This is a genomic window from Cupriavidus phytorum (assembly GCF_003254285.1).
GTDB lineage: Bacteria > Pseudomonadota > Gammaproteobacteria > Burkholderiales > Burkholderiaceae > Cupriavidus > Cupriavidus phytorum.
Map to the genome: position 1 here is coordinate 217,611 of NZ_QKZN01000009.1, position 14,538 is coordinate 232,148.

General features: G+C 70.0%; 11 protein-coding genes. 6 read left to right on the top strand and 5 right to left on the bottom strand.

All coding sequences use genetic code 11. The annotated features are described in order from the left end of the window. Window positions 1–259 precede the first annotated feature (259 nt). The 4 genes from C7416_RS22020 (at window position 260) to C7416_RS22035 (ending at window position 7,523) form a co-directional block, all read left to right on the top strand. The gene (locus C7416_RS22020) at window positions 260–3,457 is read left to right on the top strand and encodes a bifunctional diguanylate cyclase/phosphodiesterase (protein WP_111520891.1); all 3,198 of its coding nucleotides are present in this window, start codon (window positions 260–262) and stop codon (window positions 3,455–3,457) included. A gap of 132 nt (window positions 3,458–3,589) precedes the next feature. Next, a complete protein-coding gene (locus C7416_RS22025) occupies window positions 3,590–4,702 on the top strand; it encodes a putative 2-aminoethylphosphonate ABC transporter ATP-binding protein (RefSeq protein ID WP_111520947.1) in 1,113 nt (370 codons plus the stop codon). Next, window positions 4,699–6,426, top strand: a complete 1,728-nt coding sequence (locus C7416_RS22030) for a putative 2-aminoethylphosphonate ABC transporter permease subunit (protein ID WP_111520892.1) — start codon at window positions 4,699–4,701, stop codon at window positions 6,424–6,426. Before C7416_RS22025 ends, C7416_RS22030 begins: the two co-directional genes overlap by 4 nt. Window positions 6,427–6,488: 62 nt before the next feature. Next, the gene (locus C7416_RS22035; RefSeq protein WP_111520893.1) at window positions 6,489–7,523 is read left to right on the top strand and encodes a putative 2-aminoethylphosphonate ABC transporter substrate-binding protein; all 1,035 of its coding nucleotides are present in this window, start codon (window positions 6,489–6,491) and stop codon (window positions 7,521–7,523) included. 100 nt (window positions 7,524–7,623) lie between these two features. Here C7416_RS22035 and C7416_RS22040 read toward each other — a convergent pair whose 3' ends face one another. Further along, entirely contained in the window at window positions 7,624–7,947 is a 324-nt protein-coding gene (locus tag C7416_RS22040) for a PadR family transcriptional regulator (RefSeq protein ID WP_111520894.1), read from the bottom strand. Window positions 7,948–8,451: 504 nt separating this feature from the next. Between C7416_RS22040 and C7416_RS22045 the strand changes: the two genes are divergently transcribed. After that, entirely contained in the window at window positions 8,452–9,372 is a 921-nt protein-coding gene (locus C7416_RS22045) for a DMT family transporter (RefSeq protein WP_111520895.1), read from the top strand. Here C7416_RS22045 and C7416_RS22050 read toward each other — a convergent pair whose 3' ends face one another. The 4 genes from C7416_RS22050 to C7416_RS22065 form a co-directional block, all read right to left on the bottom strand. After that, window positions 9,373–9,630 carry a hypothetical protein gene (locus tag C7416_RS22050; protein ID WP_111520896.1) on the bottom strand — a complete coding sequence of 86 codons (258 nt, stop codon included), beginning with the start codon at window positions 9,628–9,630 and terminating at the stop codon, window positions 9,373–9,375. A 44-nt stretch (window positions 9,631–9,674) separates the two neighbouring features. Continuing rightward, on the bottom strand, window positions 9,675–10,163 hold the full coding sequence (gene fur, locus C7416_RS22055) for a ferric iron uptake transcriptional regulator (protein ID WP_111520897.1): 489 nt from the start codon (window positions 10,161–10,163) through the stop codon (window positions 9,675–9,677). A gap of 504 nt (window positions 10,164–10,667) precedes the next feature. Further along, window positions 10,668–12,275, bottom strand: a complete 1,608-nt coding sequence (ggt, locus tag C7416_RS22060) for a gamma-glutamyltransferase (RefSeq protein ID WP_181461297.1) — start codon at window positions 12,273–12,275, stop codon at window positions 10,668–10,670. Window positions 12,276–12,318: 43 nt separating this feature from the next. Continuing rightward, entirely contained in the window at window positions 12,319–13,302 is a 984-nt protein-coding gene (locus C7416_RS22065) for a Bug family tripartite tricarboxylate transporter substrate binding protein (protein ID WP_111520899.1), read from the bottom strand. Between the two features lie 121 nt (window positions 13,303–13,423). Here C7416_RS22065 and C7416_RS22070 point away from each other — a divergent pair, with 121 nt between their 5' ends. Beyond that, a complete protein-coding gene (locus C7416_RS22070) occupies window positions 13,424–14,389 on the top strand; it encodes a LysR family transcriptional regulator (RefSeq protein WP_240988237.1) in 966 nt (321 codons plus the stop codon). Window positions 14,390–14,538: the final 149 nt, after the last annotated feature.

Below are 14,538 nucleotides of genomic sequence, written 5' to 3' on the forward strand. Positions count from 1 at the left end.
GGGGCGCAAGGGCAGCGGGGGAGGAGCGCAGGCTTGTCGCAAACTGCAGGTCGAGTCTCGGGTGCAACCCTACCATACCCCTGCCTTGGTGGGGCATCGGGCATTTCCCCCGCACCCCCCGCGCCCGTCTCCATGCCGCGGCGGGGCTGTGCGCGCTGCCTGCGCCACGGTATAGTCCCCCGCTAAGGCGAAGGCCGGCCGCGTGGCGGCATGCCTGCGCAGGGGCGGTGCCCCTGCCGCATGCCGGAACCCACCGACCATGAGACTGACTTCGCTTTCTCCCGCCCTGTTGTCATTGCTGGTCGCGGCCGGCGGCGCGCTGCTGACGGCGGGGGCATGGCTGCAGGCCGACCGGCTCGAGCGCCGCGCCGCCCAGCAGCACTTCGATGCGCTGCTGGCGCAGGCCGGCAGCGCGCTGCGCGAGCGCATGCTCGAGAACGAACGGCTGCTGCGCGGCGTGGCCGCGGTAATGACGGCCAATCCCGGCACCACGCGCGCGCAATGGCGCAACTACCTCTATACCGCGCAGCGCGACGACTTGCCGGCCGGCACCCAGGCCATCGGCTACGCGCCGCTCGCCACGCCGCAGCAGGTGCCCCGGCTGGTGCAGGCCGCGCGCGCCGACGGCCTTGCCGATTACACCATCCATCCCGCCGGCGCGCGCGAGCTGTACGCGCCCATCCTCTACATCGATCCGCTGGACGGCCGCAGCATGCGTGTCGCGGGTTTCGACATGCTGTCCGAGCCCACCCGCCAGGCCGCGCTCGAAGCCGCGCGCGACAGCGGCGAGCCGCGCCTGAGCGCCGGCCTGGATCCGATCGGCGAAGTCGAAGCCGCCGGGGCCGTGGCGCCCCAGCGCGGCGCGCTGGTGTTCCTGCCGGTCTATGGCGGCGGCGCTCCGCTCAGCACGGTGGCGCAGCGGCGCGAGGCCGTGCTGGGCTACGTCTACCTGTCGCTGCGGCTGGGCGACCTGATGCGCGCGGTCGGGGCCTCGGCGTCGAACGAACTGGAGCTGTCGCTGTACGAGGGCGGGCCCGCCGCGGCCGGGACGCTGCTGTCGGGCGGCCCCACCCAGGGCGAGCTGCGCGAAGACGGCAGCGCGCCGTGGCTGCGGGGCGAGCGCCAGTTCCAGTACGGCGGCCGCAGCTGGACGCTGCGCGCGGCGACCCGTCCGGCCTTCGAAGCCGCGCATGGCCCGCGGCCCGCCCTGCTGGTGCCGGCCGCGGGTGCGCTGGCGACGCTGCTGCTGGCCTGGCTGACCCATGCGCTGGCGCGCCAGGGCCGCGCAGCGCGCTTGCGCGAGGCACGGGCCGTGCACGCCTGGGAAGACGACAGCGCCATGCTGCAGGCCTGCCTGACGCAATCCGCCGACGGTTTCGTCGTGACCGATGCGCAGGGCGTGGTGGTGCGCGCCAGCGAGCGCGCCGGGCAATTGCTGGGCACCGATGCCAGGCGCCTGGCCGGACGCAGCCTGGACGCGCTGATTCCCGGCGCCACCGGCGTGGTGCCCGCCGACGCCGCGGCGGGTTCCGCGATCCATCGCGAACTGGCGGGCGTGCGTGCCGACGGCGACAGCTTCGCGCTGCGCGTCAGCGCCGCGCCCCTGCCCGCCGGCGACGGCGCCGCGCCGCACTGGCTGTGGGCTGTCACCGACGTTGCGCCCGAGCGGCGCGCACAGGACGCCGCCGCGGTGCAGGCGGCGCGCTATGCCGGACTGCTCGACCACGCCGCCTTCTGCGTCATCACCTTCGACGAGCACGGCCTGATCACCGGCATCAACGCGGCCGGCCAGCGCATGCTGTGGTACAGCAGCACCGAACTGGTCGGCCACATGCCCATGACCGGCCTGCATGTCGCCACTGAGCTGGCCGACCACGCGCGCGCGCTGAGCGCCGAGCTGGGTGCGCCAGTGCCGCCAGGACTGCCCGCGCTGCTGGCCAAGCCCCGGCTGGGGCTGACCGATGAACGCGAATGGACCTGGGTGCGCAAGGGCGGCTCGCGCATGCCGGTGCGGCTGGCGGTGTCGGCGCTGCCGATCACTGCAACCGCCGCGCCGACCGGCTACCAGGCCATCGGCCATGACCTGACCGAGCGCCTGCGCGTGGATGAGTACATCCGCCACCTGGCGCTGCACGACCCGCTGACCGGCCTGCCCAACCGCGCCGAACTGAGCGAGCGCGCCCAGGCCTTGCTGCTGCACGCGCGCACCCGCGGCGAGCGCGTCGCGTTGCTGCTGCTCGACCTGGACCACTTCAAGCGCATCAACGATTCGCTCGGCCACCCGGTGGGCGACGACGTGCTGCGCACCATGGCCGACCGCATCAAGGGCACAGTGCGCCAGGGCGACCTGGTGGCGCGCATGGGCGGCGACGAGTTCGGCGTGGTTCTGGCCGGCCTGCGCCACGACAGCGAGGCCGAACTGATTGCCGCCAAGATCCAGGCGCGCATCAATGAAGAGCTGCTCGCCGGCGGCCAGCGGCTGCGCGTGACGCCGTCGATCGGCATGGCGGTGTTCCCCGACGATGGCGACACGCTGACCGAACTGCTCAAGTCCGCCGACTCCGCCGTTTACGCCGCCAAGCAGGGCGGACGCGCGCGCCTGTGCCGCTTTGCCAGCGCCATGGCCGAGGCCTCGCTGACGCGCTTCACCATCGAAGGCCTGCTGCGGCGCGCGCTGGCCGGCAACGAATTCCGGCTGCGCTACCAGCCGATCGTCGATACCGCCACGCTGGCCATCCCCGCAGTCGAGGCGCTGATCACCTGGGAGACCGCGGAGCGCGGCGTGATGCAGCCGGCCGAGTTCATCCCCATTGCCGAGCAGAGCGGCCTGGTAGTGCCGCTCGGCGAATGGGCCCTGGCCACCGCCTGCCGCGAGATCCAGGCCTTGCGCACGGAGCTGGGCCGCGAGCTCGAGGTGGCGGTCAATATCTCGCCGCTGCAGCTGCGCCAGGCCGACTTCCCCGACACCGTGGCGCGCTGCCTGCAGCAGGCCGGCCTGCCGGCGCAGGGGCTGGTGATCGAAGTCACCGAGGGCATCCTGGTCGATGGCGGCGAGACCACCATCGAGACCTTCCGCCGCCTGCGCGAGCTGGGCGTGGGGCTGTCGATCGACGACTTCGGCACCGGCTATTCCGGGCTCAACTACCTGACCCGTTTGCCGATCAGCCGGCTCAAGATCGACAAGTCCTTCGTCGACGGCGTCGCCACGCCGGGCCACGACCAGGCCGTGGCCGCGGCCATCATCGCGCTGGGCCACCAGCTGCATCTCAAGGTGATCGCCGAAGGGGTGGAAACCGCGGCGCAGTTTGCCTTCCTGCGCGCGCAGGGATGCGACGGGCTGCAGGGCTTCCTGTTCAGCCAGGGCGTGCCGCTGCAGGCGCTGCGCGAGGTGCTACGCAAGCCGCTGACGGTGCCCGACACTGACATGTCCACCGCCTCCACACCGCAGCAGGCCTGACTCGCGCGCCGCGCGCCGCATCCCAAATCCCCCGATACCTCCATCGAAAACCTTTGCCGATCTGCCATATGGCTGGCATCTGCGCTGCCTATGCTGGCGGTCAATTCGATCGAGATGCAGGGAGATTCGGTGATGCAGGCAGGCAAGCCAACGCAGGGCAGGGCGTTCCTGGCCGTGGAGCAGGTCAGCAAGCGCTTTGGGGGCTCCAGCGGCTCCGGCGGCTTCCTCGCTCTTGATGGCGTGTCGCTGTCGGTCGGGCAGGGCGAGCTGCTGTGCCTGCTGGGCCCGTCCGGCTGCGGCAAGACCACGCTGCTGCGCATCATCGCCGGCCTGGAGCGCGAGGACGCCGGCCGCATCCATGCCGGCGCGCGCGAGCTGACCGGCCTGCCGCCGCAGGCGCGCGACTACGGCATCCTGTTCCAGTCCTACGCGCTGTTCCCCAACCTGACCGTCGCGCAGAACGTCGCCTACGGCCTGTACGGGCGCGGCATGGGGCGCGCGCACCGCGACGCGCGCGTGGCCGAAATGCTCGACCTGGTCGGCCTGGCCGGCAGCGAACGCAAGTTCCCGGGGCAGCTTTCCGGCGGCCAGCAGCAGCGCGTGGCGATGGCCCGCGCACTCGCGCCGGCGCCGTCGCTGCTGTTGCTGGACGAGCCGATGTCGGCGCTCGATGCACGCGTGCGCGAGCACCTGCGCGCGGAACTGCGCCAGCTGCAGCGCCGCCTGAACATCACCACCGTGATGGTCACGCACGACCAGGAAGAGGCCATGACCATGGCCGACCGCATCGCCGTGATGGATGGCGGGCGCATCGTGCAGGCGGGCACGCCTGCCGAGATCTACGAACAGCCGGCATCGGCCTTTGTCGCAGGCTTTGTCGGGCAGGCCAACTGGCTGCCCGGGCACGGCGGGCCGGCCGGGCGCTTCACCATCGGCGAAGGCAGCCAGGCGGTTGAGTTGCAGGTCGACGCGCAGCAGCCGCTGGCGGGCGCCGGCCGGCTGTGCTGCCGCCCGGAGGCCGTGCGGCTGGACCCGGACCCCGCCGAGCCCAACCGGCTGCTGGCGCGCGTGGTCGACCAGACCTACCTCGGCAATCGCTATCGGCTGGCGCTGGAAGCCGACCGCCTGCCCGGCCTGACGCTGTTTGCCGACGTGGCGCGCGAGGCGCGGCACCGGCTGCCGCAGGCGGGCGGCCACAAGTTCTGGATTGCCTTGCCGGCGCCGGCGCTGCGGGTGTTCGCATGATGCGCGTCGCCAGCGCATTGCTGCCGGCGCAGGCACCGGCGTCCCGGCAGCGCGGCACCGGCCTGGCCGCGCGGCTGGCGCACGGCGCCCCCGCCGCAATGAAGTGGCTGTGGCTCGCCGGGCTTGCCGTGGGCTTGCTGCTGCCGTTGCTGGCGTTGTTCCGCCAGGCCTGGTTCGATGGCGCGGGCCAGTGGGTGCTGGGCGCGCGCATGGCCGCGCTGGTATCCGGCCCCAACTTCCTGCCGATGCTGGGGCGCAGCGTGGCGGTGTCGCTGACGGTGGTGGCGCTGGTGGTGCCGCTGGCGTTCGGCTTTGCCTATGCGCTGCAGCGCTCCTGCATCGCGCTGCGGCCGCTGTGGCGCGGCATTGCGCTGCTGCCGCTGTTCGCGCCGTCGCTGCTGCCGGCGATCGCGCTGGTCTACCTGTTCGGCAACCAGGGCATCTTCCGCGGCGCCTTCGGCCCGGGCGGCATCTATGGCTTCTGGGGCATCGTGCTGGGCGAGGCCTTCTACACCTTCCCGCATGCGCTGATGGTGCTGGTGGCGACGCTGTCGCTGGCCGATGCGCGCCTCTATGAAGCGGCGCGCGCCATGGGCGCCGGCCCGTGGCGCACCTTCCGCACGGTGACGCTGCCGAGCGCCCGCCACGGCCTGTTCGCCGCGGCATGCCTGGTGCTGACGCTGGTGATCACGGACTTCGGCGTGCCCAAGGTGGTGGGCGGCGGCTACCCGGTGCTGGCGCTCGAGGCGTACAAGGCCGTGGTGGGGCAGCAGCAGTTCGACCGCGGCGCGCTGATCGGCATGCTGCTGCTGGCGCCGGCGCTGCTGACCTTTGCCGTCGACATGGCGCTGCAGCGGCGCCAGCGCATGCAGCTGGGCAGCCGCGCGCAGGTGTATGTGCCGGCGCCCGAGCGCGGCCGCGACAGCGCCTGCCTGCTGCTGGTGCTGGCCGTCAGCGCCGCGCTGCTGGCGGTGGTCATCACCGCGGTGGGCGCGTCGCTGGTCAAGCTGTGGCCGTACAACCTGAGCCTGACGCTGGCGCACTACGACTTCGACAACATGGACGGCGGCGGCTGGCTGGCCTACCGCAACAGCCTGAAGCTGTCCGTACTGACCGCGCTGGCGGGCACCGTGGCGATCTTCCTCGGCGCCTGGCTGACGCTGCGCACGCGCGGGCCGGCCTGGCTGCATGGCGTGCTGCGTGCCGGCTTCCTTCTGCCGATGGCGGTGCCGGGCCTGGTGCTGGGGCTGGGCTATGTGTTTTTCTTCAACGCACCCGGCAATCCGCTGCACGCGCTGTACGGCACCATGGCGCTGCTGGTGCTGTGCAATGTCGCGCACTGCTACACCACCGGCCACCTGACCGCTGCCGCCGCCCTGCGCCAGCTCGACCAGGAGTTCGAGGCCGCGGCGCTGTCGCTGGGCGTGGCGCCGCTGCTGACGTGCTGGCGCGTGACCGTGCCGGTGTGCCTGCCGGCGCTGCTCGACATCTTCCGCTACCTGTTCGTGTCGTCGATGACGACGGTCTCGGCGGTGATCTTCCTCTACAGCCCCGACACCGTGCTGGCCGCGATCTCGGTGCTGAACATGGACGATGCGGGCGATACCGCGCCCGCCGCGGCGATGTCGACGCTGATCCTGCTGACCGCCGTGCTGGCGGCGCTGTTGCTGCACGCGCTCTCGGCCGGCTGGCTGCGCCGCGCGCAGCGCTGGCGTGCCGGCTGAGCCTTCCCTTTTTGTCATCCCGCTGCACTGCTACACATCGATCGATTCCACAGGAGGAAACCATGTCCCGCATCATCCGCCTTTCCGCGGCCATTGCCACCGTGGCCGCTGCCACGCTGCCGCTGCTGGCCGGCCACGCCGCCGCCGCCACCGTGCTGACCGTCTACACCGCGCTCGAAGCCGACCAGATCGCCGCCTACAAGGCCGCGTTCGAGAAGGTGCATCCCGATATCGAGATCAAGTGGGTGCGCGACTCCACCGGCATCGTCACCGCCAAGCTGCTGGCGGAAAAGGCCGCGCCGCGCGCCGACGCGGTGTGGGGCCTGGCCGGCTCCAGCCTGGCGATCCTGGACAAGGAAGGCATGCTCGAACCGTACGCGCCGAAGAACCTGGCCGCGATCGATGCCAGGTACCGCAGCCCGGCCAACCCGCCGGCATGGGTCGGCATGGACGTGTGGGGCGCGGCGATCTGCTTCAACACGGTCGAGGCGCAGAAGCAGGGCCTGCCCAGGCCCGCCTCGTGGGCCGACCTGACCAAGCCGATCTATGCCGGCAAGGTGGTGATGCCGCATCCGGCGTCGTCCGGCACGGGCTTCCTCGACGTCAGCGCATGGCTCCAGATGATGGGCGAGCAGAAGGGCTGGCAGTACATGGATGCCCTGCACAAGAACATCGGCCTGTACACCCACTCGGGTTCCAAGCCGTGCAAGATGGCCGCGCAGGGCGAGTTCCCGATCGGCATCGCGTTCGAATACCGCGCCATGAAGTCGAAGAAGGAAGGCGCGCCGATCGATATCGTGCTGCCCAGCGAAGGCCTGGGCTGGGACATCGAGGCGACCGCCATCGTCAAGGGCACCAAGCATCTCGACGCGGCGCGCAAGCTGGCCGACTTCTCGGCGTCGCGCGAGGCGATGGCGCTGTATGAAAAGAACTTCGCGGTGCTGGCCGTGCCCGGCATCGCCAGGCCCGACGCGCTGCTGCCGGCGGACTACGAGAAGCGCCTGATCAAGAACGACTTCCGCTGGGCCAGCGATAACCGCGACCGCATCCTGGCCGAATGGAGCAAGCGCTACGAAGGGAAGGCGGAGAAGAAGTAAGGCCGTTGGGCAGGGCGCCGCGGCGCCAACGGCGGCCCGCAGAAACGGGTACGCCAGCGGCGCCGCGGCCGCCGATTCCGGCCCACTTCAGGTGGAGACTTCAGGTGGAGCGTTGCGCGTCGTCGGACGCGGGCAGGCCGGCGTGCAGGCGGCGGTAGAGTTCGTCGATGCGCTGGCGGCTGGCCTGCAGTTCTTCGCGGCCGCGTTCGGTCAGCAGGTAGACCCGTCCGATGCCGTCGCGCAGCACGCTTTCCAGGTAGCCTTCCATTTGCAGCGCCCGCAGCAGCGGACGCACCGAGCCGATATCGACCTGGAAACCGTATTCCAGCAGCATGTCGGCCAGCATGGCCACGGTGGCGGGGACTTCCAGCGCGAATTGCAGGACGTAGACGCGGGCCAGCAGGCCCAGGAACTGTCGTTTCATGTGGATTGGCAACGCGGCCGACGCCGCGCCGGTTGACGCAGGATGCGGGCGATGGGATGCCGGCAGCGCCGCGGGACGGGCGGCCAACGTAACGTCGCTGGCCGGTGTGCCGGGCAGCGCGCATTTTACCGGAACCAAAAAAGAAGCCGCCAGGAGGCCTGGCGGCTTGTCGGGAATGCGTCGGAGGGGTCAATTAACTCTGGCGCAGACCAGATTTTAATTTAATCGAATGCGGATTGTCACGCGTCGGCGAAGCGCCCCCTCCTGCGGGGGGTGATGATGAAAGCTCGCAGTAAGAAAGTGACGCCTTTATGTGACATTGTGGCGGAAACGGCGCTCAAATTGCTGGTAGATCCGTCAACGTGTCGCCAATACCGCAAGCTGCACTTGCCCCGGACGTGCGGCTAACGGGCCACAGGTCCGAATCCGACTTGCGGTCAACGCCGGCCCGGCGTCCAATGCGGCATCGCTGATCCTGCCGGCGGGGCGCCCCTCGCCTGACCGATGAAACTGCCCGACCTGTTTCGCCTGCTGGCTCTGGCCGCCCTCTGGGGCGGCAGTTTCCTGTTCATCCGCATCGGCGCCCCGGTGCTGGGCCCGGTGCCGACCGCCTTCGTGCGCGTCCTGATCGGCGCACTGACGCTGGCGGCGTGCCTGCCGCTGCTGGGCCTGCGCTGGGACATGCAAGGCAGATGGCCGGCGGTGCTGGCGCTGGGCGTGGTCAACTCGGGCATTCCGTTCGCGATGTACGGCGTGGCGGCGCTGTGGCTGCCGGCCGGCTACTCGGCGGTGTTCAACGCCATGACCCCGCTGATGGGCGTGGTGATCGGCGCCATCGCCTTCTCGGAACCACTGACGCGCGCGAAGGCGATGGGGGTGGTGCTCGGGGTGGCGGGGGTAGCGCTGCTGACGCGCACCGGGCCGGTCGCCTTTTCCTCGGAGGTGCTGCTGGGCGCGCTGGCCTGCCTGTTCGCCACCGCCTGCTACGGGCTTTCGGGCTTTCTCGCGCGGCGCTGGATCACGCAGCGGGGCGGGCTCGACAGCCGGCTGGTCGCGGCCGGCAGCCTGGTCGGCGCGGGCGCCTTCCTGCTGCCTTTCTGCGTCGCGGCGCTGTGGCGCCACAACGCGCTGCCCGACGCCGGCGCCGGCGTCTGGGCGGCCATGCTCGGCCTGGGCACGCTGTGCACGGCGCTGGCCTACATCCTGTATTTCCGGCTGATCGCCGACCTGGGGCCGGTGCGCTCGCTCACCGTTACCTTCCTGATCCCGCCGTTCGGCATCGTCTGGGGCGCGCTGTTCCTGGGCGAGGCGCTGTCGTGGGCGCATGCCGCCGGCGGTGCGCTGATCGGCATGGCGGTGTGGCTGGTGTTGCGGCCGGGGGCGGAAGGCGTTCGTGCCGCGGGCGGCGTCGCGGTCAGGCGTTGATCAGGCCTGCGCCGTGATGCCCACGTTGTACTGCTCGCGCACCATCATCACCACGCGGCGGGCCTGGCGCCAGTGACGCACGGCGTCGGCTTCGCTGCGTTCGGGGAAATCGACTTCGGCGCTCCAGTTGCAGCCGGTGTGGTCGGGGCGGTGCACGCACAGCGCGCGGAGCTGGCAGTCCTGGCAGCCAGGTTCCTGGCGCAGGCACAGGTTGATCAGGTGCTTCAGTTCGGACAGGGGTTTGGTCAGGCGCTCCATGGATGGCTCCGTCAGGCGCGCAACATGCGGCGGGGGCGGCGGGATCAGGCGCTGGCCGGCAGCTCCGGCACGCGCTCCGCGTCGGCGGCGGCGGCACGGCATTGCGGGCATACGCCATACAGCACCAGCATATGCTCGCGCAGCACAAAGGCGTTGTCGGCGGCGACCTGGCGCTGGCGCTGCTCGATGCTCTCGTCGCGGAATTCCTCCACGCGGCCGCACGCCACGCAGATCAGGTGGTCGTGGTGACCGCCTTCGTTCAGTTCGAATACGGCGTGGTCTGACTCGAAGCTGTGCCGCAGCAGGATATCGGCCTGCACCAGCTGGTTGAGCACGCGGTAGACCGTCGACAGCCCGGCATCCTCGTCCTGCGTCAGCAGGATGCGATAGACATCTTCCGCGCTCAGGTGGCGCCTGGCGCTGGTGCGGAACACTTCGAGGATGCGCATCCGCGGCGACGTCGCCTTCAGGCCGGCGCGCTTGAGATGGATCGGGTTGGTGCTCTCGGATGACATGGCGGATGGCATAGGCATGCTGCGGCTGGCGCCCCGCAGTCAGGGCGGCGCCCAGCCTGGCGCCGCACGGGCACGGCGTCAGTGGCTTGGCGGAATTTCAGGCGGGAAGCGCCAGGGCCGGCCGGGCGCTGGCGCCCTCGTCCCTGGCGGCGCGACGTGCCTGCACGGCGCGCGGAATAAAAAGGTGGCCTGGCTTGCCGCCGGAAGACGCGATCGGGAAAGCGGGGTCTGGTTGCTTTCCCGATCTTCCGGAGACTGGCTACTACCAAACGCTCCGCGTGACGGAGCGGTCCCCACAAAAGTCGGTATCGAAGGCCGCGGGGGCGGCATCCGGAAATCTGTCATGCCTGCCAGCGCTGGTCGCCGTCGCGTGCCGCGCGGTGCCAGCCTGGCCGGTCTGCCCGCGCCGTCCGGTGCTGGTTTCGGTACACCGTGCGTCAGGCAGTGATCGAATAGTAAATGGGAATCGATCTCATTTCAAGGAAAATTTTCGGATGGGATGATTTTGGCCGGCAATGCCTCTCAGGCGATCTCCGTCTCCAGCGCTACCCCGTCCCGGCCAGGGTCCGCCCCGCCATCCAGATGCCCGTTCGCCAGCCGGATCGCATGCACCCACGCGATCGTGTAGTTGTACGGATTGCGAATCACCTCATAGCCTTGCGCTTCCAGTTCCGCGGTCAGATAGCGCGGAATCCGGTTGCACACGTCGATGGCGTTGCTGGTCGACGAGAAGCGCGGCGCCGACACGGCCGGCTGCATCGCCATGCCGAAATCGACCACGTTCAGGATCGCCTGCAGCACGCCCATGGCGATCTGCGTGCCGCCCGGCGCGCCGAGCACGATCTCGGGCTTGCCGTCGCGGAACACGATCGAAGGGCACGATGAGGTGAAGCGCCGCTTGCCCGGCGCGATGCTGCCGGCGCGCCCCGGGCGCGGATCGAACACGCCCATGCAGCCGTTGTGCAAGAAGCCCAGCCCCGGCGTCATCACGCCCGACGGCATCGCCAGCGAATGCGTCAGTGCAATGCAGTTGCCCTCGCCATCGACCACCGACAGGTGCGTGGTATCGCGCGGCACCACATGGCCGGGATTGACGCGGGCAATGTCGACCTTGTCGCCGGCGACGATGCGTGCGGCCAGCTCGCCGGCATAGTCCTTGTCGAGCAGGCGTGCCAGCGGCACGTCGACAAAGGCCGGATCGCCGACGTGCAGGTCCTTGTCGCGCGTGGCCGCTTTCATCGCCTCGCAGACGATGCGCAGGTATTCCGGCGTGTTGTGGCCGATCCGCGCCAGGTCGAAGCGCTCGAGGATGTTCAGCATCTCGATCAGCATCACGCCGCCGCCCGGCGGCTGGTTGGTGGTGATGGTGCGGTCGCGATAGGTGCCGGTCAGCGGCGCGGTGCGCTCGACCCGGTAGTCCGCCAGGTCCGCGCGCGACAGCAGTCCGCCGTTGCGCTCCATATCCGCGACGATGCGCCCGGCGATATCGTGCAGATAGAACGCATCCGCGCCTTCGCGCGCAATCTGCTCGAGCGTGTCGGCAAAGTCGGGATTGCGCAGCGGCGTGCCGATGGTCTTGGGCGATCCGTCTTCGCGGCAATAGAGGCGCCGGCCATCCGCGCTGAACGCGAGGCGTTCCCGGTTGCTGGCGCGCCCTAGCGTGGCCACGTCGATCCAGAACGCATACATGCCCGGCCGCACGAAATAGCCGTCGCGAGCCCAGCGGATCGCGGGCGCAATGACTTCCTGCCAGGGCAGCCTGCCGTAGCTGCGGTGAATCGCCTCCAGCCCGCGCAGCGTGCCCGGCGTGGCGATCGACTGGTAGCCGATGTCGTTGAGCCGGTCCTTGACGAAGAAGCCGAAGCCGTCGCGGGCCTCGCCTTCCAGCTGGTCGGCCCACATGTCCGGTGTGGCGCGCGCCGGTGCGGTGGCGTGGAAGTCGATGTACTCGTGCACGTGGTGCGACGGCATATACACCGCGGCGGTGCCGAACCCGGCAATGCCGCACATCAGCGGATCGACCACGGTCTGGGCAAACGCGCAGGCGACGGCGGCGTCCGCCGCATTGCCGCCGGCCCGCAGGATTTCGATGCCTGCTTCCGCCGCTTCGGGCTGCGGGCAGACGACCATGCCTTTTTTCATTGTGACCTCGGGATCTGGTGTCGGGTGGGCTTCAGTTGGCGCGCAGGTTCAGGTCGCCGATGGCGTCCTTCCACTTGACCGTGTCGCGCGCGGTCAGCTCGGCGAGCTTGCCGACCGGGCCCGGCATCGGCGTGACCTGCATCGCGCGCAGCTTGTCCACCACCACCGGATCCGACAGGAATTTCTGCGTGGCCGCATGCATGCGCCGGATCGGCTCCGCGGGCGTGCCGGCCTTGGCGGCGATGCCCGACCAGCCGATGTCCTCGAAGCCCTTCAGCCCGATTTCCGGCGCCGCCGGCACGTCCGGCAGGTCCGGCACGCGTTTCGCGGCGAACACCACCAGCGGCACCAGCTTGCCGGCGCGGATCTGCGGCAACGCGGTGCTGAGCACCGGTGCCATCACCTGCGTTTCACCCGAGACCGTGGCGATCACACCGTCAGGCTCACCCTTGTAGGGAACATGGGTCATGCGCAGGCCGCGCTGCTTGAGCAGCATCTCGACCACCAGGTGGGTCGAATTGCCGAGTCCCGACGAGGCGAAATTGATCGCGCCGGGTTTGGCGCGCGCCGCTTCAGTGAGGTTGTCCAGCGTGCGCAGGCCGGTCTGCGGGTTGGCCACCAGCACGAACGGCACGTTGGTCAGCGTCGCGACCGGCGTGAAATCCTTCTCGGGCGAATAGGCCAGCGGCGCGTAGGCGAACTTGTTCAGCACCATCTGTGACACGCCTGCCAGGAACAGCGTGCAGCCGTCCGCGGGCTGCGCCAGCACCGACTTGGCGGCGATGACGCCGCCGGCGCCGGGCTTGTTCTCCACCACCACCGTGGTGCCGAGTTCCTTGCCGGCATGCTCGGCCCACATGCGCGCGATGGTGTCGGTGCTGCCGCCGGCCTGCTGGGATACCACCAGGCGGATGGGCCGGTTCGAGCCCGCCTCGCCGCAGCTCCATGCGGGCACGGCCAGGCCCAGGCCGATTGCCGCCACGGCCAGGTGCGAAACAACTGAGAGTTTCTTCATAGGTAGAAAGCCTGAGAACAATGTGAGGAAGCAGAGAAGGCCCGGGAACTCCTGCGCATTATTGAATTGGCTTACCATGAGCGCCAGTGAATTGTTCCGATAGATGTATTAGTAAACACTCATGACTGATCCTGCGGATAGCGTGGCCTGGGCGCGCCGGTTGCGCATGCGGCATCTCGAATCCTTCCTGATCCTGCTGGACGCGGGGACGCTGTCGGCGGCGGCGCAGCGGCTGCACATGACGCAGTCGGCAATGTCGCACTGGCTGGGCGAGATGGAAGCGCTCGCGGGCGCGCGGCTGCTGGTGCGCGGGCGCCGGCTGCAGCTCACGCCGGCCGGCGATGCGGTACGCAAGCTGGCGCTGCGCGTGCTGGGCGAGGTGTCGCGCGCGCATGAAGAACTCGGCTCGATCGCCAAGGGCGCGGTGGCGCGGCTGCACGTGGGCAGCGTCTTTGCCGGCGTGGCACACCTGGTGCCGCGCGCCATCGTCAGCTTCCAGCAGGCGCAGCCCAACGTGCAGATCGAGGTCACGGAAGGCGTCTTCAATGCCTTGCTGGAGCGGCTCGAGCGGCGCGACTACGACGTCATCGTCGGCTCCATCGACGCACGCGCCTATGGCCCGCACCTGGCGCACGAGGTGCTGTTCGAGGACGGCATCGGCGTGGTGGTGGCACGGCATCACCCGCTCGCGGGGCGCCAGCGCATTGCCTGGCGCGACCTGTTCGCCTTTCCGTGGGTGATGCCGCCGCGCGAGACGCTGATGCGGACCCGGCTCGACACCGTGCTGCTGGAGCGCGGCGCGGCCGGGCTGCAGCCGCGCGTGGAAACCGGTTCCGTGCTGACGCTGGAAGCGGTGTTGCGCGGCACCGACTACATCGGTGTCTGTTCCGGCGCGATGGCGCGCCACCTCGAAGCGCTGGGCCTGCTGCGGGTGCTGCCGGTGGCCGACGCCGAGTCGTTCGGGCCGGTGGGCGCGGTATGGCGCCAGGGTGGCGCGGGCGAGGTCGTGCATGCGTTCGTGCGCAGCCTGCGCGAAGAGGCCGCGCGCCTGGGGCTGGAGGAAGGGCAGGGCACAGCGGGCAGTTAGCCGGCGCGATGCCAGGGAGATGCCGGCACGATTCCTGAGCGTTAGCCGCCACTTTGTACCGCTTTGTATCCGGCTTCGGCCGCGACACGGCGGCTGACAAATGCGGCCCGCATCGGCTACATGGCCGATACACCGGTCACCTTAAATAC

Bases quoted from the DNA above. Each gene is read 5' to 3' on its own strand.
- C7416_RS22020 (WP_111520891.1), top strand. From the start codon at position 260: ATGAGACTGACTTCGCTTTCTCCCGCCCTGTTGTCATTGCTGGTCGCG.
- C7416_RS22025 (WP_111520947.1), top strand. From the start codon at position 3,590: ATGCAGGCAGGCAAGCCAACGCAGGGCAGGGCGTTCCTGGCCGTGGAG.
- C7416_RS22030 (WP_111520892.1), top strand. From the start codon at position 4,699: ATGATGCGCGTCGCCAGCGCATTGCTGCCGGCGCAGGCACCGGCGTCC.
- C7416_RS22035 (WP_111520893.1), top strand. From the start codon at position 6,489: ATGTCCCGCATCATCCGCCTTTCCGCGGCCATTGCCACCGTGGCCGCT.
- C7416_RS22040 (WP_111520894.1), bottom strand. From the start codon at position 7,947: ATGAAACGACAGTTCCTGGGCCTGCTGGCCCGCGTCTACGTCCTGCAA.
- C7416_RS22045 (WP_111520895.1), top strand. From the start codon at position 8,452: ATGAAACTGCCCGACCTGTTTCGCCTGCTGGCTCTGGCCGCCCTCTGG.
- C7416_RS22050 (WP_111520896.1), bottom strand. From the start codon at position 9,630: ATGGAGCGCCTGACCAAACCCCTGTCCGAACTGAAGCACCTGATCAAC.
- fur (WP_111520897.1), bottom strand. From the start codon at position 10,163: ATGCCTATGCCATCCGCCATGTCATCCGAGAGCACCAACCCGATCCAT.
- ggt (WP_181461297.1), bottom strand. From the start codon at position 12,275: ATGGTCGTCTGCCCGCAGCCCGAAGCGGCGGAAGCAGGCATCGAAATC.
- C7416_RS22065 (WP_111520899.1), bottom strand. From the start codon at position 13,302: ATGAAGAAACTCTCAGTTGTTTCGCACCTGGCCGTGGCGGCAATCGGC.
- C7416_RS22070 (WP_240988237.1), top strand. From the start codon at position 13,424: ATGACTGATCCTGCGGATAGCGTGGCCTGGGCGCGCCGGTTGCGCATG.